Origin of the sequence: Burkholderia sp. AU30198 (genome assembly GCF_020419825.1) — a bacterium.
Lineage (GTDB): Bacteria > Pseudomonadota > Gammaproteobacteria > Burkholderiales > Burkholderiaceae > Burkholderia.
Window position 1 is genome coordinate 221,141 of sequence record NZ_JAIZSA010000005.1, and the last position, 20,880, is coordinate 242,020.

Annotated in this window: 19 protein-coding genes; 7 read left to right on the forward strand and 12 right to left on the reverse strand. The window is 66.3% G+C overall.

What is annotated here, in order from left to right; translation table 11 throughout:
* Nucleotides 1-6: 6 nt before the first annotated feature.
* From LGN19_RS14110 to LGN19_RS14150, 9 genes are all read right to left on the reverse strand, one after another.
* Nucleotides 7-1,278: a pilus assembly protein TadG-related protein gene (locus LGN19_RS14110; protein WP_122949895.1), complete on the reverse strand. Its 1,272-nt coding sequence runs from the start codon at nt 1,276-1,278 to the stop codon at nt 7-9.
* A 25-nt stretch (nt 1,279-1,303) separates the two neighbouring features.
* The gene (locus LGN19_RS14115; RefSeq protein ID WP_122949896.1) at nt 1,304-1,597 is read right to left on the reverse strand and encodes a hypothetical protein; all 294 of its coding nucleotides are present in this window, start codon (nt 1,595-1,597) and stop codon (nt 1,304-1,306) included.
* Between the two features lie 20 nt (nt 1,598-1,617).
* Entirely contained in the window at nt 1,618-3,555 is a 1,938-nt protein-coding gene (locus tag LGN19_RS14120) for a type II and III secretion system protein family protein (RefSeq protein ID WP_226215324.1), read from the reverse strand.
* 104 nt (nt 3,556-3,659) lie between these two features.
* Nucleotides 3,660-4,499 (reverse strand): Flp pilus assembly protein CpaB, encoded by an 840-nt coding sequence (cpaB, locus tag LGN19_RS14125; protein WP_122949898.1) that lies wholly within the window; start codon nt 4,497-4,499, stop codon nt 3,660-3,662.
* 35 nt (nt 4,500-4,534) lie between these two features.
* The gene (locus LGN19_RS14130) at nt 4,535-5,935 is read right to left on the reverse strand and encodes an ATP-binding protein (protein ID WP_226215332.1); all 1,401 of its coding nucleotides are present in this window, start codon (nt 5,933-5,935) and stop codon (nt 4,535-4,537) included.
* Between the two features lie 32 nt (nt 5,936-5,967).
* Nucleotides 5,968-6,507, reverse strand: coding sequence for a prepilin peptidase (locus tag LGN19_RS14135; protein ID WP_226215334.1), 540 nt, complete (start codon nt 6,505-6,507; stop codon nt 5,968-5,970).
* 28 nt (nt 6,508-6,535) lie between these two features.
* Entirely contained in the window at nt 6,536-6,742 is a 207-nt protein-coding gene (locus tag LGN19_RS14140) for a Flp family type IVb pilin (protein ID WP_226215336.1), read from the reverse strand.
* Nucleotides 6,743-6,833: 91 nt separating this feature from the next.
* On the reverse strand, nt 6,834-7,016 hold the full coding sequence (locus tag LGN19_RS14145) for a Flp family type IVb pilin (protein WP_122949902.1): 183 nt from the start codon (nt 7,014-7,016) through the stop codon (nt 6,834-6,836).
* A 140-nt stretch (nt 7,017-7,156) separates the two neighbouring features.
* On the reverse strand, nt 7,157-7,348 hold the full coding sequence (locus LGN19_RS14150; protein WP_122949903.1) for a Flp family type IVb pilin: 192 nt from the start codon (nt 7,346-7,348) through the stop codon (nt 7,157-7,159).
* Nucleotides 7,349-8,399: 1,051 nt separating this feature from the next.
* Between LGN19_RS14150 and LGN19_RS14155 the strand changes: the two genes are divergently transcribed.
* The 4 genes from LGN19_RS14155 to LGN19_RS14170 are packed head-to-tail and all read left to right on the forward strand — an operon-like array spanning nt 8,400 to nt 12,484.
* The gene (locus LGN19_RS14155; RefSeq protein WP_174962597.1) at nt 8,400-9,641 is read left to right on the forward strand and encodes a glycosyltransferase family 87 protein; all 1,242 of its coding nucleotides are present in this window, start codon (nt 8,400-8,402) and stop codon (nt 9,639-9,641) included.
* Nucleotides 9,638-11,017 (forward strand): glycosyltransferase family 87 protein, encoded by a 1,380-nt coding sequence (locus tag LGN19_RS14160; RefSeq protein WP_226215338.1) that lies wholly within the window; start codon nt 9,638-9,640, stop codon nt 11,015-11,017. Before LGN19_RS14155 ends, LGN19_RS14160 begins: the two co-directional genes overlap by 4 nt.
* A gap of 24 nt (nt 11,018-11,041) precedes the next feature.
* Nucleotides 11,042-12,085, forward strand: a complete 1,044-nt coding sequence (locus LGN19_RS14165) for a glycosyltransferase family 2 protein (protein ID WP_226215339.1) — start codon at nt 11,042-11,044, stop codon at nt 12,083-12,085.
* Between the two features lie 15 nt (nt 12,086-12,100).
* Complete coding sequence (locus LGN19_RS14170; protein ID WP_226215341.1) at nt 12,101-12,484, forward strand: GtrA family protein; 384 nt, start codon at nt 12,101-12,103, stop codon at nt 12,482-12,484.
* Nucleotides 12,485-12,747: 263 nt separating this feature from the next.
* Here LGN19_RS14170 and LGN19_RS14175 read toward each other — a convergent pair whose 3' ends face one another.
* Nucleotides 12,748-14,508, reverse strand: a complete 1,761-nt coding sequence (locus LGN19_RS14175; protein ID WP_226215343.1) for a DKNYY domain-containing protein — start codon at nt 14,506-14,508, stop codon at nt 12,748-12,750.
* 198 nt (nt 14,509-14,706) lie between these two features.
* A complete protein-coding gene (locus LGN19_RS14180) occupies nt 14,707-15,582 on the reverse strand; it encodes a LysR family transcriptional regulator (protein WP_226215344.1) in 876 nt (291 codons plus the stop codon).
* Nucleotides 15,583-15,746: 164 nt separating this feature from the next.
* Here LGN19_RS14180 and LGN19_RS14185 point away from each other — a divergent pair, with 164 nt between their 5' ends.
* Both LGN19_RS14185 and LGN19_RS14190 read left to right on the forward strand, forming a co-directional pair.
* Nucleotides 15,747-16,691, forward strand: a complete 945-nt coding sequence (locus tag LGN19_RS14185) for a hypothetical protein (protein ID WP_226215346.1) — start codon at nt 15,747-15,749, stop codon at nt 16,689-16,691.
* 48 nt (nt 16,692-16,739) lie between these two features.
* On the forward strand, nt 16,740-18,443 hold the full coding sequence (locus LGN19_RS14190) for a hypothetical protein (protein ID WP_226215347.1): 1,704 nt from the start codon (nt 16,740-16,742) through the stop codon (nt 18,441-18,443).
* A gap of 207 nt (nt 18,444-18,650) precedes the next feature.
* On the opposite strand, the gene LGN19_RS14195 is transcribed toward LGN19_RS14190, so the two are convergent.
* On the reverse strand, nt 18,651-19,175 hold the full coding sequence (locus tag LGN19_RS14195; protein ID WP_413227207.1) for an N-acetyltransferase family protein: 525 nt from the start codon (nt 19,173-19,175) through the stop codon (nt 18,651-18,653).
* Between the two features lie 501 nt (nt 19,176-19,676).
* On the opposite strand from LGN19_RS14195, the gene LGN19_RS14200 reads away from it, so the two are divergent.
* Nucleotides 19,677-20,879 (forward strand): ATP-binding protein, encoded by a 1,203-nt coding sequence (locus LGN19_RS14200; protein WP_226215354.1) that lies wholly within the window; start codon nt 19,677-19,679, stop codon nt 20,877-20,879.
* Nucleotide 20,880 lies beyond the last annotated feature (1 nt).

Below are 20,880 nucleotides of genomic sequence, written 5' to 3' on the forward strand. Positions count from 1 at the left end.
TCTCCGCTATTGAACGAGCATCGGAACCTGGGTCCCGGACGCGCTGCCGCTGCCCGGCATCCCGTGCGTCGCGCACGGGTTGTTGCCGGAAACCGACGAGCCGAGATATTCGAGGTGTGCGACGACACCGCCGCTGCCGGGGCTGAACGGCAGCGGATCGAGCATCAGCACGCAATCCCATTGCGTGACGTGCACCTTGCCGCTGTTGCCGTTCAACGTCGAGCAGTCGCCTTCCGGGGCAAGCGCGACGCGGCGGTCGCCACCGTAGGTCTGGTAATTGGCCGCCGACCACGTGCCGTTGGTCGCGACCCCGCTGCCCGACGGCGGCGCGCCGTCGCCCTGGTAGGTCTTGAAGGTCGTGCGGTCGGTCACGAACTGCGTGTAGGCGTCGCCCTTGATGCCGGCCGTTCCCGGCGGCCCGTAGTTCGGGCCGACGTACGCGTAGCCGGTGAAGTCGGGCTGGCCGCTCGATCCGTTCGCGCCGTTCGTATAGATGCCGAAGCGCGTATTCCAGGCACGTAGCGACCCCGATTTGAGACCCGTGGTGCTCAGGTCCGGCGGGCTCGTGATGTTGCAGGTGTTGCCCGACAGCTCGCCGGCCAGGGTGGTTTCGTTCGTCGAGCCGTCGAGTGCCGCCCAGCCGAAGTTGCCGGGCCCGTAGGTCGACGACGACCCGGACGGCGACGTGATCCAGTCGCCGACGTTGTAGGATGGCGCTCCGGTGGCGCGGCACACGAACACCGGGATCGCGCAGGTCGTCTGGCCACCGCCCACCGTCGCGATCGCGCTGGCCGACACGCTCGCCGCGTTCGCGAGCTTCGTGCCCGGCAGCACGTTCAGCACCTCGATGAACCAGTGCGCGATGTTGCTCAGCGACGCGGTGCACTGCACGTACTTGATATTGGCCGGGTTCGTGACCGAGTTCTTCGTCAGGAACGCATCGGTCAACGAATCGCTGAACGTGACGTTCGCATTCGTCGACAACTGCACCGACTTGTTCTGGAAGAACACGAAGTTCAGGTGGCCGGCGGCAATGCCGTCGGCCTCGGCCACGGACAGGCTGATGGCTCCGGTCAGGTCACGCGCAGCGGACAGCGCGCACGCATCGGCGCTGTTTTGCAATTCGCTGCGCGTGACGTACAGCTTGCCGAGATCCAGCGCGAGGCCGACGAACCCGATCATCACCGCCAGTGCGAGACCGACGATGATCGCGACGGCACCGCGCTGGCGATGCAGGCTGCGACGCATGACTTTCGGATAGCGAGCTGCGCTGTTCATGGCGTTCTCCCTGGGCGTGCCGTCGTTACTGGTTGGACTTGCCGATGCCGATCACGAACGCATTGGCAGGCGGATCGATCTGCTTGAACGACTTGTCGTAGTTGTCGAGCGCCGACGTGGCCGCGCCGCCGCCGACCATCGGTGCAGCCGCGTGATCGGCGGCATGCGGATCGATGATCTGGGCTTGTGTCACGGCGCGGACCGATTCGCCGAAGCGGGTGTCCCACACCGGGGTCGACGACATGCAGCCGGCAAGCGCGAAGGCAAGCGGTGCGGCGAGCGCCGCGCGGCGCACGAATACGAGGTAGGCGGATTTCATGAGTGTCCCCTTGGATGGCATCAACGATCGGTGGACTCGGATTCCGAGCGGGCGATCTGCGCGTGCGCAGCCGCCGGGATCTGCTGTTTCGGTCGCGCCGGCGTTGCCGGCCGGGCCGGTGCGTTGGAGCCGGCCGCGGCAAGGCGCGCGGCGGCGGCTTCGATGCGCGCGATGCGGGCCGCGTTGGCCGCGTCGGGTTGCGGCACGGTGGCCGCCACCGGCGCGGGCGCCTTCTGCGGCTCGGCCGGGACCGGCGGCTGCGCGTCCGCACCTTGCGGTGCGCGCGGTGCGGGCAGCGCGGCGGCCGGGCCGGCCGGCGCGTCCGATTGCGGCGCCGGTGCGGGTGCCTGAGCCGGTGCCTGAGCCGGTGCCTGCGGGGCAGCTGCTGAGCCGTTCGCCGGTTGTGCGCCTGGCTTGCGAACACCACCGCGGCCTTCCATGTTGCCGGTCGCATACACGTCGGCTTCGCTCGGCTTCGAGAAGCTGTCGGTCGGCAACGGCACGTCAGCGGTCTGCAGCGGCTTCACGAGGTGCGGCGTGATCAGGAAGATCAGCTCGGTGCGGTCCTGCTGGAACGACGTGCTGCGGAACAGTGCGCCGAGCACCGGCACTTCGCCGACACCCGGGATCGACTTCAGCGCGCCCGTCACGTTGTCCTTGATCAGCCCGCCGATCGCGAACGATTCGCCGTCGCTCATCTGGACCGTCGTCGATGCGCGCCGCGTCGTGATCAGCGGCAGAATCGACGTGCCGCCGATGTTGGTCGAGCTCAGCGTGACGCCCGTCTGCGACAGTTCCGACACTTCCGGCGCCACCTTCAGGCTGATCCGGCCGTTCGCCAGCACGGTCGGCGTGAACTTCAGCGCGACGCCGAATTCCTCTTCCTGCAGCGTGATCGACGACGTGCCGTTGCCGCTGCTCTGCGGGATCGGGATGAAGATCTTGCCGCCGGCGAGGAACGTCGCTTCCTGGCCGCTGATCGTCACGAGATTCGGTTCCGCGAGGATCTTGACCAGGTTGTCGGTGTTCTGCACATCGGCCGCGATGCTGAACGGCTTGTTGTTCGCCTTGTTGAAGACGGCCCCGCTCGCGACCCCCGCCAGCAGGTTGCTGACCAGCGCGCCGCTCCACGAACCGAACCCGCCCTGGATGTTGAATGCGCTGCCCATCTGGTTCAACAGCGTCTTCGACACCTCGGCCACCTTCACCTCGAGCATCACCTGCTGCGGCGACGTGACGGCCAGCATGTTCAGCACACCGCCACCGCCTTGCTTGCCGCCCGCGGCCGGGTCGCCGGCGCTGTCGCCGTAGGCGCGCGCGATCTGCACCGCCTGTTGCGCGGCCTGCGAGCTCGACACGGTGCCCGACAGCACGATCGTGCCGGCGGCGGTCGTCACGCGGATGTCGCGCTCGTTCGGCATCAGCTGCTGCAGCGACGCCTGCAGGCCGCCGGCATCCGCGCCGACTGCCACGTCGATCACCCGGCATGCACCGCTGCGGCCCTGCACGATCATGTTCGTCGTGCCGACCGACAACCCGAGGATGTACAGCGTCTGCGGCGACACCATCGTGGCCTGCGCGACGGCCGGATTGCCGATCGTCCGATTGCGGACCGGCTCCGGCATCGGCACCAGCAGCGACTTGCCGAGCGGCACGCTGACGCTGGTCGAGTCACGCACCGCGCCGACGCAGTTCGGCCCGTGCAGCGGTCCCGCCGACGCGGCGGGTGCGGCGGCCGCCACCGGCGCCATGCTGATCGTCATCTGCATCGGCCCCTTGCCGACCGCGGCCGGCGCGCTGGCGCCGCCTTTCGTCAGCACGGCCGACTCGACACCTTCCTGAGCCAGTGCGCCATAGACGGTCAGCCATCCGGAACAGAGGATCGCGGCCATCATCGTGCCCCGTGCGACGCGTGTACGCAGCGGGCCGGTACCTGTGCATTGCGGTTTGATCTTCATTTCGTCTGATCCCCCGAGAGACCGGCGCTGCGCCGGTTATCGACTTCCAAGGCCGCCGTGTCTCACTGACGGCCGATCTGTTTATCTGGATGAATAGGTCTGCTTCAGAAACATTCGACGCTGCCCCGTACGCCGGTCAGCACGCCGACGCAGTCGCGCCGTACTTCCGGCGCCGCGTGCGATGCGACGTGTACGCGTACCGTCTTCACATGGACCGGTGCCGGCGGCGCTTCGGGTGCGGGCTCCTTGCCGAGCAGCGTCAGCTTGGTCGCGCCGTCGGTGTTCAGCGTCTTCTGGTCGACCTGGTTGCGCAGCACGAGCGACAGCGTGCCGACGCTGCGTGCGAGGTCGAGCCGTTCGGCCTGGTCGGGCGTGACTTCCAGCGTGACCGCGTTGACGACCTTCGGCGCCGTGTCGTCGCGGCTGACCTGCTGCGCGACGGCGAGCACGAGGATGTGTTCGAGCACGATCTTGGAGATGCTCTGCCCGTCGGTCTTGCCCTGCTGTTCCTGCGTGTTGACGATCACGTCGACGTAGTTGCCCGGCAGCGCGAAGCCTGCGACGCCGACCACATCGTTCACGCGCACCGTGATCGCGCGGCTGCCGTCCGAGATCACCGCGGACAGCCCGCCCTTCGTGCCGACCGGCGCGAGCTTCGACTCGATCACCGGCTCGTCCCGCGACAGGCTGGTGCGGACCACGCGCCCTTCGAGCGCCTTGGTATCGGTGAACGCGCCGGTCGGCACGCTACCCGACGGCCAGCTCACCATGCGGATCTGGTTCGGCCCGAGCGGTTCGCCCAGGTTCAGGTCGGTGGCCGCCACCGCAACCGGCGTGACCGAGCTCGTGGATGTCTGCATCAGCCAGTGGGACGCGAACACAACCGCGGCAAGACCCGCGACCATCGCGACGACCAGCATCAGGACCGCTCGACTGTTTTTCATGGCAATGCTCCTCGACGAATCGTGAAAGAAACCGCTCAACCGGTGACGTAGGTCCGCCCGCCGCGCTCGACGGGCGGCGGATGGCCGCCGTCCCGTTCAGGCGCTGCGCCGAAATAGCTCGCCCATGCGTCGTACAACCCGTCGTGCGTCACTTCGGGCGGATCGCCGCGGTAACGCGCGCCGGCAGCCACGAGACGCAACAGGTCTGCCGGGAAACAGGCGAGAAACGCCTTGCCGGTCGGCAGGTGCAGCCGATGCAGCAGGTAGTCGAACGCATCGCTTGCCGCGACGAGGCCCAGCGACGTGCAGGCCGCGTCGAACAACGCGCGATAGTCGTCGATCGACAGCGCGCCGACGTGCAGCTTCGAGCCGAGGCGGCGCAGGAATGCGTCGTCGCCCAGCTGCTCCGGCGACAGGTTGCTCGAGAACACCGGCCAGACGTCGAACGGCAGCACGAAGCGGTTGCCGGATTCGAGCGTCATGTAATCGACGCCGCGATCGAGCGGGCGCAGCCAGCGATTGAGCAGGTCGCGCGGCTCGACGCGCTGGCGGCCGAGATCGTCGACGACGTACATGCCCATGTTCGCCTTCATGTGCGGCGGCGCCTGGTAGAAGCCGGCGGCCTCGTCGCGGCGCAGGTCGAGCTCGTCGAGCGTCAGTTCGCCGCCGGACATCACGACCGGCCGCTCGCACAGGCGCCAGCGGCGATCGACCGACTGGCCGCCGGGTTGCGATGCCGCGTCGACATGCACGAGCGGATCGTAGATCTGGATCACTTCGCCGGCCGCGCAGATCGCATGCGGCACCGGCACGTACCCGTGCATCAGCGAGCCGAGCCGCTCGGCGAGGAAGGTCTTGCCGCTGCCGGCCGGGCCGTAGATCAGCAGCGGACGGCCCGCGTTCAGCGCCGCGGCCGCCGCGTCGAGCACCGCCGTGTCGATCACGATGCCTTCGAAGGCGGCCCACACATCGCTCTGGCCGATGTGCAGCTTGCGCACCGAATGCGCGGCCACGCATTCGAGATAGGCGCCGAGCGTCACCGGCGCCGGCCCGCTGTAGCCGCTGCGCGCCCGTTCCTCGAGCGCAAGCACGCGGCCCGCGTCGGTCAGGCGGAACGTCACGTCGAGATCGGTCGCACCGCGATGGGTGAGTTCGACGAGGTGCTCGCGCACCAGGAATGCAAAGACGTCGTCGAGCACCGCGAGCGGCAGGCAGTGCCGCTCGACCAGATCGCCGTACGACGGGCGGCCGAGCATCAGCGTCGACTTCAGCACGAGCCCGGCGACGAACGTCTTGCTCAGTCCCGTGTCGTCGAGCGAGCGCGGTGCCGCGGGCAATTGCGGGCCCAGCTTCGTATGCGCCTCCCGCGACGGCAACGGATCGGGCAGATGGGCCACCTGCGCGTCGCGTCTCGGTTCGGTATGGTTCGTGTTCATGGTCGTTCCATCCTCGTTGCGGATGCGTCGCGCTATGCGTACGACGCGAACAACATGGCCAGCGTGCCGGCCGCGATCGCGACGCCATACGGCAGCGAGCCGACCGACGTGATTTCCGCGGCGCCGTCGGTGGCCGCCGCACCCTTGCCCTGCGCGTGCCGCGCGATCAATGCGCGGACGTTTGCCCACATCCGGCGCATCCGGCCGCGCATCAGCACGACCGCGAGTGCACCGATCCCGCCGGCCACGAAGGTGGCCAGCACGATGTAAAAGGTCATGTGTGCGCCGACCCACGCGCCGATCGCGAGCATCAGCTTCACGTCGCCGGCCGCCATGCCGCGCAGCAGATAGAACGGCAGCAGCAGCGCGAAGCCGGTCGCGGCGCCGGCAAGCCAGCCGAGTGCCCCCGCCAGGACGCCGTGCAGCAGGCACTGGGCGACCAGCGCGCCGGCCAAGCCGAGCGCGACGAGGCGATTCGGGATGCGGCGGGCCGCGATGTCCGTGCCGGCCGCGGCGACCGCGAGCAGCGTCACGCACAACGGAATCGGGTAAGGCGGCGCAACGAGTAACATGGCGAACCTCGCGGAGCGGATCGAAGGATCAGGAGACCATCGCCAGCGCGGTGGCTGCGGCGGCCGTGACGGCCGTTGCGATCACCACGTACGTATCGGCAAGCGCACCTCGCAGCGTGACGACGCTGCCCAGCACGGCAACAGCGAACGTCGCCGCGAGGAATGCAGACTCGATCGACGTCACGCCCCGCTCGTCGCCGATCCCGAGGCTTGCGATACGCGCCCTGGCTTGCATGATGGTCTCCGGTTCCGGGTGATCAGAAGTGTGGGAGCGGCTCGAACGCTGCACCGGCCGAGCCGTCCGCACGTCCTGCTTGTCAACGGCCTCAAACGGCCGAGGTCAGATCGGCAGCGATCGTGGTGAACACGGTCTTGAGTTCCGTGCCGACCGCGGTGACTGCGACGATGATGCCGACTGCGATCAGTGCTGCGATCAGGCCGTATTCGATGGCGGTCACGCCGTCTTCATCGCGAACGAAACGGGCGGCTTGTTGAATGAACTTGGACATGATGATCTCCTTGCGTGGTCACTTTCAAAGCCCTCGCGTGCCGGCTGGTCGGATGACCGTGCATCGATACGTCGAGGTCGGGTGTTGTTGCCGTGTGGTGCCGACGAGCGATTCGGATGTGTCGTTCGTCGTACCGTCCATCAGAGTGCTGTTACTGCCGAGTCCAGAGTCGAGGCGATCGTGCTGAACACGGTCGACAGATCCTGACCGATCGTCGTCAACGCGGCGACGATGCCGAGCGCGATCAGTGCAGCGATCAGGCCGTATTCAATGGCCGTCACGCCATCCTGATCCCGAACAAACCACGCGATCTTTTCGATGATTCTTTTCATAAGCACTCTCCATTCGGACTGCTACGTAATACCCTTCGTCTCTCATGACGTCGGGACGGGCACCACCGGCACTACTCGAAAAATCGGAACGCGTCGCTCAGCTGCGGGAACGGGGAAACACACCCCTGTCCGTGCGAACGGGTATCAATGACGCAGAGAGCGAGAGAGGCGTGTACGGTGCGACCGGCCGGATAAACCGGACGATCCGATCGACCGGAACGGCACGACGGCCGTTCGACGCATGGAATCCTGTTGAACGGGAGACAAACTCCCGGCAAAACTGCAATGTGTCTTTAACGCGGTTTGCAAGCCGCACTGTGCTGTGGTCTTTCATTTTTATTCCCCATATGCTGCCATGCCGATTTCTTATTGCCCTGACGATACCGGGTCTCGTTGGTCATTCGACGCAAAATTGCGAGGGTGATCGACCTGGAGCTGCGTATTCCCCGACGCGCTCCGGCCTTCCTTTCCGCAGGTGATTCCGAAGCTGGTTCCGTCTGTCTTTTGCTGGAACCGCCCGGTCGTCACCGCGTCGACTGCCGTGCCAACGCTTACGCAAAGAGCAGGCCACCCCGGGCAGAATCCAGGCGCATCAAGGGTTCCAGCGATGCCCGTGTTCTTCGGCCCGGGGCCCGATGCCGGAAATGTTTCAGAATTGATATAGGTTTTTCCGCAAGCGTTGTAAGCCGGAATGCCCACAGCCGCGCTGCGTCAAGGATCAAAAATTTTTACTCAGGATTTTCCCGAACGCCCTCGACGACCTGCACTTCGCGCGATCGGCGGGATGCGGCACCGGTCAAAATGACGGAATGTTTCAACGCAGAAACAAAAATACCGATCACGTCGATTACTCATACCTGAAAAACCGCTTTTCGCGAGACTCACCGGGCAATCTAAATACCGGCTTTCAGTGCGTGGTTTGCATCACGCGATTTTTTCTTCAACAATGAATTCACCGGACAACGCCATTTCAGTGCGATTCGATCCGCAGGCACGACAACATGAAACGGCTGCGACAGACCACGCAGCCTCTACACACAGACGGGGAATCATGTACACAGCCAATCGTGGGACGCGCGTTCGCGCCATCCGCTGTGCTCAATGGCTGACAGCCGACCGGATCATTCCGTACAGCTGCATCATGCTGATGCTCTTCGTCGCGCTGGTGGTCTTGTGGGGTGTCGTGACCGACGGCTTTACATCGAGCGACGTGACCCGTCCGGGTGTCGACTTCTCGGTCTTCTGGACCGCATCGCATCTCGTGTTGCAAGGCCATGCCGCATCGGCCTACGACCCTTCGTCATTCCTGCTGGCCGAGACCGCGCACTTCGGTGCGTATCTGCAGCATCGGCCGCTCCCCTGGCTCTATCCGCCGACGATGTTGCTGTTCATCGCGCCGGTTGCCCTTGTGCCTTTCCTGCCCGCTTACCTCCTTTTTTCCGCGGGCAGTCTTTTATGCTACGCGTTCGCCGTCTCGCGGTTGTCGGGATTGCGCGCGCATCTTCCCGTGCCGCGCGCCACGGCGCTCGTCGTGATCGCGTACTCGGCCGTGTGCCTGTCCGCACTGTTCGGCCAGAACAGCATCCTGACCGCCGGCATCGCCGCCCTCGCGCTGCATCTGCTCGGCAAGCGCCCGGTCGCGGCCGGTGTGTTGATCGGGCTGCTCGCGATCAAGCCGCAACTGGCCGTGGTGTTCCCGTTCGCGCTGATCGCGGCGCGTGCGTGGCGTGCGTTCGGAGCCGCGGCAATCAGCGCGGCGCTGTTCGCGGCGGTCGGGATCGCGCTGACCGGTGTCGGCGCGCTGCATGGGCTGGACCACGCCGTGGCGACGGTGCGCGACCAGCATTTCATGCTGCCGTCGTACTGGCTCGCGTCGCCGACGCCGTTCGCCGCGCTGCGGCTCGCGGGCGCATCGGTGGCGGTCGCGCTGGCCGCGCAGGTGGTGGTCGCGCTGCTCGCGATCGCGGCGACCGTCGACGTCTGGCGCCGCACGCCCGACATGCGCTTGCGCGGCGCGGTACTGTCCGTCGCCACCTTGCTGATTACGCCCTATCTGTGGCACTACGAACTAACCTGGCTCGGCATCGCGATCTTCTGCCTGATCGCCCACGGCTTTGACGAAGGCTGGATGCCCGGCGACCAGGGCGTGATCGTGCTCGCCTGGCTGCTGCCCGTCTTCGAGATGCTGAACCGGTTGATGAAGCTGCCGCAGATCGGTCCGATCGTCCTGCTTGCCGTGCTGTTCGTCGTCGTTCGCCGCACGGCACAGCGCTCGCCGCGGAATGCACGATGAAAACGCCCCTTTCCGTTCGCCATGCCCATCCTGCGATGGATGTGCATCCGGAACTCCCGATCGCCGGCCCGCGCCGCTATCCGCACTGGCTCAATCGCGATCGCGTGCGCGCCTATGCCGCCGGCGTGTTGCTGACCGAACTGCTGTTCATCGGCATCTACATTGCCCGGGTGGCCTTCCAGCATGCCGCCGTGCTGGTCCCGCTGTCGCAGGATTTCTCCGCCATCTGGAGCGCGGCATGGCTCGCCGCGCACGGGCGTGCCGCCGACGTCTGGCATTTCGACGCGTTGTTTGCGATCCAGCAGATCGCCGTTCCGGGAATGACTCTCGAGGATGGCGTACTCCTGTGGCTCTATCCGCCCAGCATGCTGTTGCTGGTCTTGCCGTTGGGCTGGCTGCCCTACATGGCGGCGGTCGTGCTCTGGCTCGGGATCACGTACGTGCTGTTCGCCGCCGTCATTCATGCGACCGTGCAGCGCGGTACCGCGTGGCTGTGCGCGCTGGCCTTCCCTGCCGCCTTCGTGACCGTCATCGTCGGGCAAACCAGCCTGTTTACCGCCACGCTCGGCGGCCTCGGCCTGCTGCTTCTGAATCGCCGCCCCGTCTGGGCCGGGATCTGCTTCGGCATGCTGATGATGAAGCCGCAGATGGCCATCCTGCTCCCGCTCGCGCTGCTGTGCGCCGGCCAGTGGCGTGCGCTGGCCGCGTGGGCAGCAACGATTGCCGCCTGTGTCGCGCTCGCCACGCTCGCGTTCGGCACCGACTCGTGGATTGCATTCGCCCACGGGATGCACGAGGTCTACCAGGTCATCGGCGCCGGCCACGCGAAGCTCGCGCGGATGCCCACCGTGTTCGCACTCGCCGAGATGGCGGGCTGGCCCACCTACGTCGCCAGCGGGCTTCAGCTGCTGTCGGCATCGATCGCGGCCATCGCCGTCGTCTATGCCTGGCGCGGCGCGTGCTCGTATGCGCTGCGCGCCGCGACCCTCGCCTGCGCCTGCCTGCTCGTCAGCCCCTATCTGTACGACTACGACCTGACCTGGTACGGCATCGTGATCGCGTGGTATGCGCGCTATGCGTGGACGCACGGCTGGCGTCGCTTCGATCGCGAATGGCTGGTGCTGCTGTGGCTGATGCCGCTCGCGGGCCTCGCCGTCGTGCCGCATCTGTCGTTCCAGTTCATGCCGCTCGTCACGCTGGCGTCGCTCGGGCTGCTCGTCAGCCGGATCGCCCGCGAACGACACGACGTGCCGTCGATGCCGGACGCACACGACAACTCGACCGAAACCGCGTTCACGCATCCGGCCAGAACGCACCACCGCACGGCGTACGAACTGCGCCGCACCGGCAGACCGACCATCGGCGCCCATCGGTGAAGCGACATCACAAGGGGAATCATCATGCGGGAACCACTCTTCACACCGCTCGTATCGCTGGTCGTGCCGTTCTATAACGAAGGCGAAGCCGTCGAGCACTTTTTCGACGTCGTGATTCCGCTGATGACGTCGATCGACGCGATCCGTTTCGAGATCGTCTGCGTGAACGACGGCAGCCGCGACGACACGCTCGAGCGGCTGATCCGGATCAGCACCGGCGAGCGGCGCGTACGCGTGATCGATCTCACCCGCAACTTCGGCAAGGAAGCCGCGCTGACGGCCGGCCTCGACGAAGCCCTCGGCGACGCGGTGATCCCGCTCGACGCCGACCTGCAGGATCCGCCGAGCCTGATTCCCGTGATGATCGAACACTGGCGCGACGGCGCAGAAGTCGTCGCCGCGAAGCGCAGCAACCGCGCGTGCGATTCGTTCGCGAAGCGCACGGCGGCCGCGATCTACTATCGCGTGCACAACATGCTGTCGGACGTGAAACTGCCGGAGAACGTCGGCGATTTCAGGCTGATGGATCGCAAGGTCGTGAACGCGCTGCGCAACCTGCCCGAGCGGCATCGCTTCATGAAGGGGCTGTTCGCGTGGGTCGGCTACCGGACCGTGATCGTCGAGTACCAGCGCGACGCGCGCAGTGCCGGGCACTCGAAATTCTCCGGCTGGAAGCTGTGGAATTTCGCGCTGGAAGGCATCACCAGCTTCAGCACCGTGCCGCTGCGCAGCTGGACCTACATCGGTGTCGGCATCGCCGCGCTCGCATTCCTGTACGGCTCGTTCATCATCTTCCGCACGCTGCTGTTCGGCAATCCGGTGCTCGGCTACGCATCGCTGATCTCGGTCACGCTGTTCATCGGCGGTATCGAGCTCATCGGGATCGGTGTCGTCGGCGAATACATCGGGCGGATCTACGACGAGTCGAAGCAACGGCCCGTCTACCTGATCCGCCGCCGCTACCAGGCGCACAGCAAGGTGATCGAGCTCCCGGTCGCGCGCGATGCGCGCCGCCAGAACGCACGCCGGCGCGTGCAGCCGACCCGTGCGCGGCTCGGCGCACGCTGACGCGCACCCACGGCCATGATCGCCCTGCTTTATGCCGAGCGCACGCGGCTCGTGCGCTTCGGCGTGTCCGGGTTCTGCTCGACCGCGATCCACACGCTGGTCGCGGCGGCAATGTTCGCATGGTTCGACGCGACGCTGGTGACGGCGAACGCAATCGCATTCCTCTGCGCGACGGCGTTCTCGTATCTCGCGAATACGCTGTGGAGCTTTTCGTCGACGGTGCGCACGCGCAATATGGTGCGCTTTCTCGCGGTCACACTGGTCGGCTTTGCCGAAACGATGCTGCTCGCGCGGGCGGCCGAAGCGCTCGACGTGTCCCGCGGGATGAGCATCGTCGCGATCGCGCTGCTGATTCCGCCGAGCACGTTCGTGTTGCACCGGCTCTGGACCTACCGGTAAGCGGCTTCGCTCCTCCGCGCCGTTTCCGAAACCGAGCTGGCAGCGTCGGGCGAACCACTCGGCATCGCGTGGGATGGTGAGCAACTGGACGCGCTTCTATCGGCTCTACGGCTGATCAGGAGCAAAGGCGTCTGGATCGACATCGGGGCAGCAAGCGCGATCCTGCCGGCGGCCCGTGTGTCGGGCCGTGCGATTCGCGCTGTCGCCGGCAAGTCACGCGGCGAATCAGCTCAACCGCCCGCCAGTCACTCGACTACCTCTTTTCAGGACTCGGAATCCCGAGGTTCAACGGGCCTCTCGAATTCATAGCGCCGGTGCCGGTCGTGAGCGGCAGTCCCACCGTCCGCGACAAAACTGGCCGCATCGGCGCCGAGAATCTGTTCGGCGCGGAAATAGACGACCTTTCCCTGGCGCGCGTAATCGGAGTCAGCCAGCACGTCGAATTGCTTCGGATCGGCATCCTGAATCAGCTTTTCGCAGTTGTAAACGCGATTTCCGTCCGTCCAGAAGAACGAACCCATGAATTTGACCGCTTCGGGAGTCGAGCCCGGGATGACCTCGCCGTTTAGCCAGACATGCCGCGTATCCGCGCTGATCGTCGCGTTCGGCAGCGCACACATGATCCGGAAATCTGCCGGCTCCGCATCCCGCAAGATATGCAGGTCGGGGCTGAACTCGTGGCCATCCGAAACATCGCGAAGCTGGTAAACGTGGCGATTGTCTGCGTATAAATCGTAGTCGAGATATCGCAGCGTAGCGGCATCGAGTTGGCGCTTGATTGCGCATCCTTTTCGGAAAAACCGACCGTTGTTGCAGCACAGTCCGCCCAGATATGTCGTCATTCCCGGAACGGCGCCCTCCATGCGGATCAGGCCTCGATCCGTCTGAACGTAGACCGACTTGCCATCTTCAAACAAACCGTCTTTTACATGGACGAACGAAGCGCCCTCCACCTGGGTCGGGCGAAGATATTCGAAGTTGTATATCTTCTCCCATACGGGAACGCCGCCCTGCGCTTGAATGTTGCGCAAGACGCTCCTGACGTTGCCTTTGGTATTCCCGCCATTGGGGTAGTCCGCGTGACCGAAAACACTCCCCCCGTCGGGATAATCCATGTTCGCGACAGTCCACGCGGTGTCACCACAACGCAATAGCGGCTCTCCATCCGAACTGAAGGGCCGCCAACCCTGCATGGGGGCGCCCGATTCAAGCGATTGCACCGGCACGACGTCCACCATCGGCTGGTGATACCAGATCTGGCACGCATCTGCATAAAAGGCCGAGTCCATGGCGTTGGCTGGCGTGACCCGGCGAAAGGTTTTCGGGTCTGCGTTTTTTACCACTGGGTCATCAGAAGAGCGGCCGTAAACGTGCTCGCCATCGGTCCAGAAGAACCGATCATAATCGTAGGGCGCTTGCGGGCTGGCTCGTAGCGCACCCAGTGCAACCTGCTTCTTCAGGGCCCGTGCCAATGGTGGGAACAGCGCGGCCAGGAGTTTGTCCGGATCGCCGAAGTTTTCTTGACTGATCCACTCATCGAACCATTCGGGGGATAACTGCGCATTGACAGGATCGGGCACGATCCGCGAGGCCTTTTGACTGATCTCGATGCACAGAATATCGGTGCCCGTGTCAAACAGGCGGATGAATGACGGCATTTTTGCCGTGTATGTTTCCGCAATACCGCGCAGCAACGCGCAGAAAGAAAGCGCGGACTCCATGACGCCCGCTTCATCGCCATACTGAAAGTACACCGCAAAACGAAGCGCTTTTGCTTGTTTGTCGTAGTTGCAATGAAGGTGACTATCACCCAGCCCGAAGCTGCCCACACAATAGGCAACCAATCCGTCAGCGACGCTGAGATCCGCCGACGTTGCCGCTTTGGAAATCCCCGAATCGCCGCGATACACTGAACCTGGCCAATCGTCGAATGCCGTGGCAGAAAGTGGCGCGGATTTCAGCCATCGACGCAACGCCGCCTCACTGATTTCGACATCGGCCAGTACGAAAAGTGGTTCAGCCATTGATTGCATTCCTTTAATAATTACGTGCTGTCGTGGACATGGCACTCGCTATTCGTGCGCGTCCATCTCCACGGTCCGGCAACCGACTGCCGCTTCGCCGATCATCGCGTCCCTGTGCAATAGCCCGGTTTCGCCGGGCATTCGACGCGGCTTGAACACCCGATCCGAAACCTCGATAGCGCGTCACGCCGCGCTGCACTAGCGCGTGAGCAGTGCCCCCGCCTGCTGGCCGAGCACCGCGCGCAATGCGTCGAGCTCGGCCAGCCCGAGCGCTTCTTCCGGCGTGACGAGATAGGTCGTCACGCTGTCGAGATCGTCGAACGCGTGCGCCCGCAGTTCCTTGCGCGCCACATGCTCGGTCGTGATCCGCTTCGGCAGGATCGCGACACCCATGCCGGCGGCCGCGCAGCCGAGGATCGCACCGAATGTGCCGAACGACGCCACCGACTCGATCGCGATGCCGCGCGCCTTCAGCCAGTTCTCCGCCACCGCGCGATACGGGCAGCCGTCGTGAAACGCGAGCAGCCGCACCGTGTTGTCGGCCAGCACCTGCCGGCGCGTGACCGTGGCCGCGCTCACCAGCACCATCTCTTCGGCGAATGCCGGCTCGTAGCGCAACCCGGGCCGGACGACCGCGCGCGCGGTGAGCGCGGCGTCGATCCGACCGCGCAGCAGCGCGTCGGCCAGATCCGGCTCGCTGCCGATCTGCACCGCGAGGCCGAGCGCCGGATCACGCGCCTTCAACGCGGCGGCGAGCGCCGGCAGCCGCGTGGCCGCCGTGCTTTCCATCGCGCCGAGCCGGAAGCTGCGCGCGACCGGCGTCTCGCGCACCACCTGCGTCGCTTCGTCGACGAGGCGCAGGATACGGTCGCAATACGGGATCAGCCGGCGCCCGGCGTCGTTCAGCACCAGCCGCTTGCCGTACCGGTCGAACAGCGGCGCGTCGAGCGACGCTTCGAGCTGGCGCAGCCGCGCGGTGACGTTCGATTGCGTACAGCCAAGCCGTTCGGCCGCGCGCAGCGCGCTGCCCTCCTGAACGACGGCCCGGAAGGTTTCGAGCAGAGGGATGTTCATATCACTTTCTCTTGTTACGGATTCAGCTTATATCATTTTACTTCGCTCATGATCCAGATTAGTCTGCGGATATCCCGTGCCGGCCGGCCCTTTCGAGGAAACCGCATGCCATCCGACGTCTGCCCCGGTTTCACCCCCGTTCACCACCGTCCCGAGGCACCGCCGTGCGCGCGCTGATCGCCGCGCTGGTGCGGCGCGGCCCGACCGTGCTCGCATGCGGCGTCGGCCTCGGGCTGCTGGTGCCGCCGCTCGCGGATCTCGCGCGGCCGCTGATGCCCGTCACGGTGTTCCTGTTCGTGCTCGGCACGCTGCTGCGCGTCGAGCCCAGCGCGGTGCGCGCGGTCGCGCGGCGGCCGGCCGTGTCGCTACTGCTGCCCGCCGCGACGATGATCGCGTGCCCGGTCGCGCTCGGCATCGCCGCGCGGCTCGCCGGCCTGCCGTACGACTGGGTCGTCGCGCTGGTGATCGCGTACTGCGCGCCGCCGTCGAGCGGCACGTCGACGATCGCGCGGATGCTGTCGCTCGACGCCAGCGTCGCGCTCGTCGCGACCCTCGCCTCGATGGTGTTCGTTCCGCTCACCGCGCCGCTGCTGACGGCCTGGTTCAGCCACGAGGCAGCCGTGTCGATCTCGCCGCTGAATCTCGCGTTGCGCCTTGCGCTGCTGATCGGCAGCGCCGAGGGTGTCGCGCTGCTCGTGCGGCGGTTCGCGGGGTCCCGGCTCGACCGCTATGCGACGCCGATCGATGCGACCGTCGTCGTCGCGCTGCTGGTGTTCGCACTCGGCACGATGGCCGGCATGCAGCAATCGATCATCGACGCGCCGCACCGCGCGTTGAGCGCGATCGCACTCGCGTTCGCCGTCAACGCCGGCTTCCAGATCATCGCGTACGGGCTCACGCCCGGCGACGTGCGCACGCGGCTCAATGTCGCGCTGATCGTCGCCAATCGCAACGTCGGCCTGATGTGGGCCGCGCTCGGGCTCGCCGCGACACCCACCATGGCGCTCGTGTTCACGTGCGCGCAGTTGCCGATCTATACGCTGCCGCGCGTCATCCAGCATCTGCTGCCGCGCCTCGAAGCACAACGCCTGCGCCGGCGTGTACGCTAGTCGGCCTGCGCCGTGAGATGTCCCGATCCCTACCCGCCTCCGTTCATCATGACGACCCTGTTCTCCGCCGACTATCCGCGCACGCTGCGCACGTTGACCGACCGTTTCACGCCCGGCACCGCCACCCGTGTCGAGGCCTGGCTCTTCGAAGACGAAGCCGTGCGCCGCGACGCCGAGCGCACGCTGGCCGCCCGCGGCATCGACGCGGTGTTGCGCAGCGCGTACAAGCCGCTGGTGCATTTCTTCATCGAGGAATTCGAGCCGCCACGCACCGGCCGGATCGTGATCCGCACACCGGCGGGCGCACACCATCGGTTCCGGCTCGAAGCGTATCCGCTCGCGGGCTGGCTCGCGCCGCTCGAATTCGCGTTCGAGCCCGGCGACGACCCGGCGCACTATGTCGTCGAGGCCGACGGAGCGACGCATCGCATCTTCGCGCCGAATGACGCGACCGCGTCGCCGTGTGGCTGGCTGCGCGTGTGGAACGGCAGCACGTTGATCGAGGACGCCCCGCTCATCACCGAATTCGAGGCGGCCGCCGCCGCGACGCTGGACGCGCTACGCGCGCATCCGTGGCCCGACCATGCGCCGTTCTTCGACATCCTGCGGATCGCGGTCGCCACGTCGGGCATCGAACGGACGCTGCCGTATGGCGAGGAACTCGTCAGCACGCTCGACGCGTGGCACGAGGACGCGTACTACGGCGCGGCCGAATTCTTCCATGCGCTCGCGGGCCGCGACGCGTCCGACCGGACGCTGCAATCCGGGCAGATCGTGCCCGACATCACGCGCACGCAAGGCGATACGACGCTTCGGATCACACTGGAAACGCACGTTCGCGCGGCGACGGCAGAAGCCGCGGCCACCCCGAGTGAAGCGCTTGCGTCGCCGGACGCGCTCGCGGCGGTTGGCCAGCCGCTGTCGCCGCCCGACGTCGATCGCGCGCTCGACGCGCTGCCGGGAGAACGGTTCGCGGCCACGTCGCATCAGGGACGCGGCGTGAACGCCATTCATGTCCGCGGCGCATTGCCCGGGCTCGTCATCACCGCCGGCCAGCATGCCAACGAGACGTCGGGGGTCGTCGGCGCGCTGCGGGCGGCCCATGCGCTGAACCTGCGCCCGGATGCGCATTACGCGCTCGTGCCGCTCGAGAATCCGGACGGCGCCGCGCTGCATCACCACCTGCGTGCCACCCACCCGACGCACCTGTCCCATGCCGCGCGCTTTACCGCGCTCGGCGACGACCTCGAAGCCCGCACGCAACCGCCGTTCGGCGAAAAAGCCGCCCGGCTCGACGCGATCGAGCGCACCGGCGCGCGGCTGCACCTGAGCCTGCACGGCTACCCGGCGCACGACTGGACGCGGCCGCGCAGCGGCTACATCCCGCGCGGCAGCGAACTCTGGTCGATTCCGAAGGGCTTCTTCCTGATCCTGCGTCACCATGCGGGCCTCGACGGGCGGCCGTTCCTCGACGCATTGACCCGCGCGTTGGCGCAATCGGATGAACTCGTGGCATTCAACGAACGGCAAATCCACGCGTGGCACGCGCACGCAGGCGATCTGCCGTTTCCACGCATCAACGGTATTCCGTGTCTCGTGGTCGAGGATCATCGGTCGACCGTGCCGTTCACGCTCGTCACCGAGTTTCCGGACGAAACGATTCAGGGCGACGCGTTCCGGCTGGCGCACACGACGCAGACGCGTGCGGTCGAACGGGCAGCCGAGTTGTACTGGGCCGGCCTGCTCGGCTGACCGGCACTTTCGGATCTTCGTCACACCGGCGACCCGGGGGAAAAAGCGGAATCGGCCCCCCAGTCCGCAGAACGCCACACCGGAATGGGCGGAAACCAGGGGCCGTACTCGGCAGCGCTGCACTGCCGCCCGGTACGGCGGCCTTTTCGTGGGCGGCGAGTTGCCCGTCAGCTTATGCGCCGCACGCAAAGTTGCGGACAGGCACCGTCACAAATCACGCCCCAACAACTGCCCCGGCCAACCGTCCACATCGAAGGTTGAAATCCGCTCATACCCGCAGGACTCGTAGAAACGCACCAGCGCGCCAGTCCCGCCGCCATAGCAGTCCACCCGCAAGCGCTCCACCCCGGCCGCCCGGGCACGCTCATCCGCGAAGGCCATCAGACGCCGGCCGACACCCCGCGCCCGCGCATCGCGCGCCGCCACCAGCACGCGCACATAAATTTCTGGTTCGGTAGCGGGCGGCACGTAGGGCATGGACTCGCCGAGGATCAACGCGCCCAGGACGCGGCCTTCCCGATCCTCCGCCACCCACGCGTCGGGCATCGCACAGGCTTCGGTCACGAGCGCAATCCGCTTGGGTTGCGTCGACCACGGCTCGCGCCCCCATTGCCCGTCGTTACCGATGGAAACGAACCACGCAATCACGTCATCGAAGATCCCCAGCACGGCCGGGGCATCGAGCGCACTGGCACGACGGATCACCCGTTCGTCCATTCCTGTCTCCGTCACGTTCAACACTCCTTCGCCGGATTCGACGACCGGCGCACCATTGGATGTAGCGCCGGGCCGTCCACGGACTTGTAATGGAAGCCCGGCGATCAAGCCTGCTACGGTACTGAAATTCCCCCCTGTTGATCAAGGCGTGACGTGACGGCTGCCATTCGACATGACGGATTGTCTTCGTGAGAGGCCGGGGAGACCAGCGCCAGGCCAGGTGTCAATCGACATCCAAAGGGATGCACGTTGCCGACCGACGCCCGGGAGACGCGACCTTGCCGGACGATCGGCGCGATCAATGCGGTGCGGTGCCATCGCGTGGGCGCCGCAACGCATCCCCCATGGCACTCGCATGATCCGGCAGGCCAATGCACCGCCTGCCGCGCACCGAATCGCACCGAATCGCAGCGAATCGATTCCCGCGCGAATACCCTCCGTCACGACAAAAAAATCTACAATCGACGCGATGCATCGCAGGCACGAAGCGCCAGCCGCCCACTCTCGCTCGCCACCATGAACGCACCCGCTGATTCCCCCTCCTCCGTCCCGTCGGTACTCGGCGTCTATCGTCAACTGGCGGACCCGTCCGCCGGGCAATGGATCGTCAGCCGCTCCGAACGCGCGCACATGTACCGGATCCAGCATCACCGGCCCGATGGCAGCACATCGGTCGATACGGTCGTCGATGCGGACAATCTCGACGCGAAGCTGCACAAGTGGATCCAGGAAGGCTTCGTCCGGCGCGAAGCCGGCGACCGTGCGGCGCCCGCTCATCGCGGCGCGTTCATGCAGGACCTGCGCCGCGCGCAGTCGTCGCGCCCCGTGGCGGCCGGCGACGCGACGCACGTCGCGCACGTGGGCGGCGTGTCGATGCCGCGCGGGCCCGGTGGGCCGCTCGTGCCGCCGCAGAACCCGGCCTACCTGTTCACCGCGCGTGCGACGAACGTGCTGGAAGACATCGTCGAGAACCGGCGCATCCTGTTGATCGGTCACACCGGCACCGGCAAGACGAGCCTCATCGAGCAGGCCGCCGCGCTGGCCGGCCACGGCGTGCTGCGCTCGAACATGAACGGGCAGACGACGGTCGGCGACTTCGTCGGGTTCTGGACCGTCAAGGGCGGCGAAACGATCTGGGTCGACGGCGTGCTGCCGACCGCGATGCGCGAAGGGCTGTGGCTCATCGTCGACGAGATCGACTTCGCGGAACCGGCGATCCTCGCGGTGCTGACCGCCGTGCTCGAACCGGCCGGACGCCTGTTGCTGAAGGAGAAAGGCAACGAGATCGTCGTCCCGCATCCGTCGTTCCGGCTGTTCGCGACCGCCAATGCGGTGGGCGCGATGGGACAGTTCCGCCATCTGTACCAGGGCGCCAACGTGATGAACGAGGCGTTTCTCGACCGCTGGCGCGTGTATCGCCTCGACTATCTGCCGCCGCCCGACGAGGCGCGCGTGCTGCAGCGCACGTTCGGCGCGGCCATGACCGCGGCGATGGCCGACACGCTCGCGGCGATCGCGGCCGACTGCCGCGCCGCGTTCGTCCGCGAGGATCTGGCCAGCGCATTCTCGACACGGCGCCTGATCGACTGGGCCGAGCTGATGCTGCGCACCGGCGACCCCGAATCGGCCGCCGGCCCGACGATCTATGCGAAGGTCGGCGCGGAAGACGCCGACCTGATCCGCAGCATCATTCGCCACTACATCGACGTCGAGGCCTGAC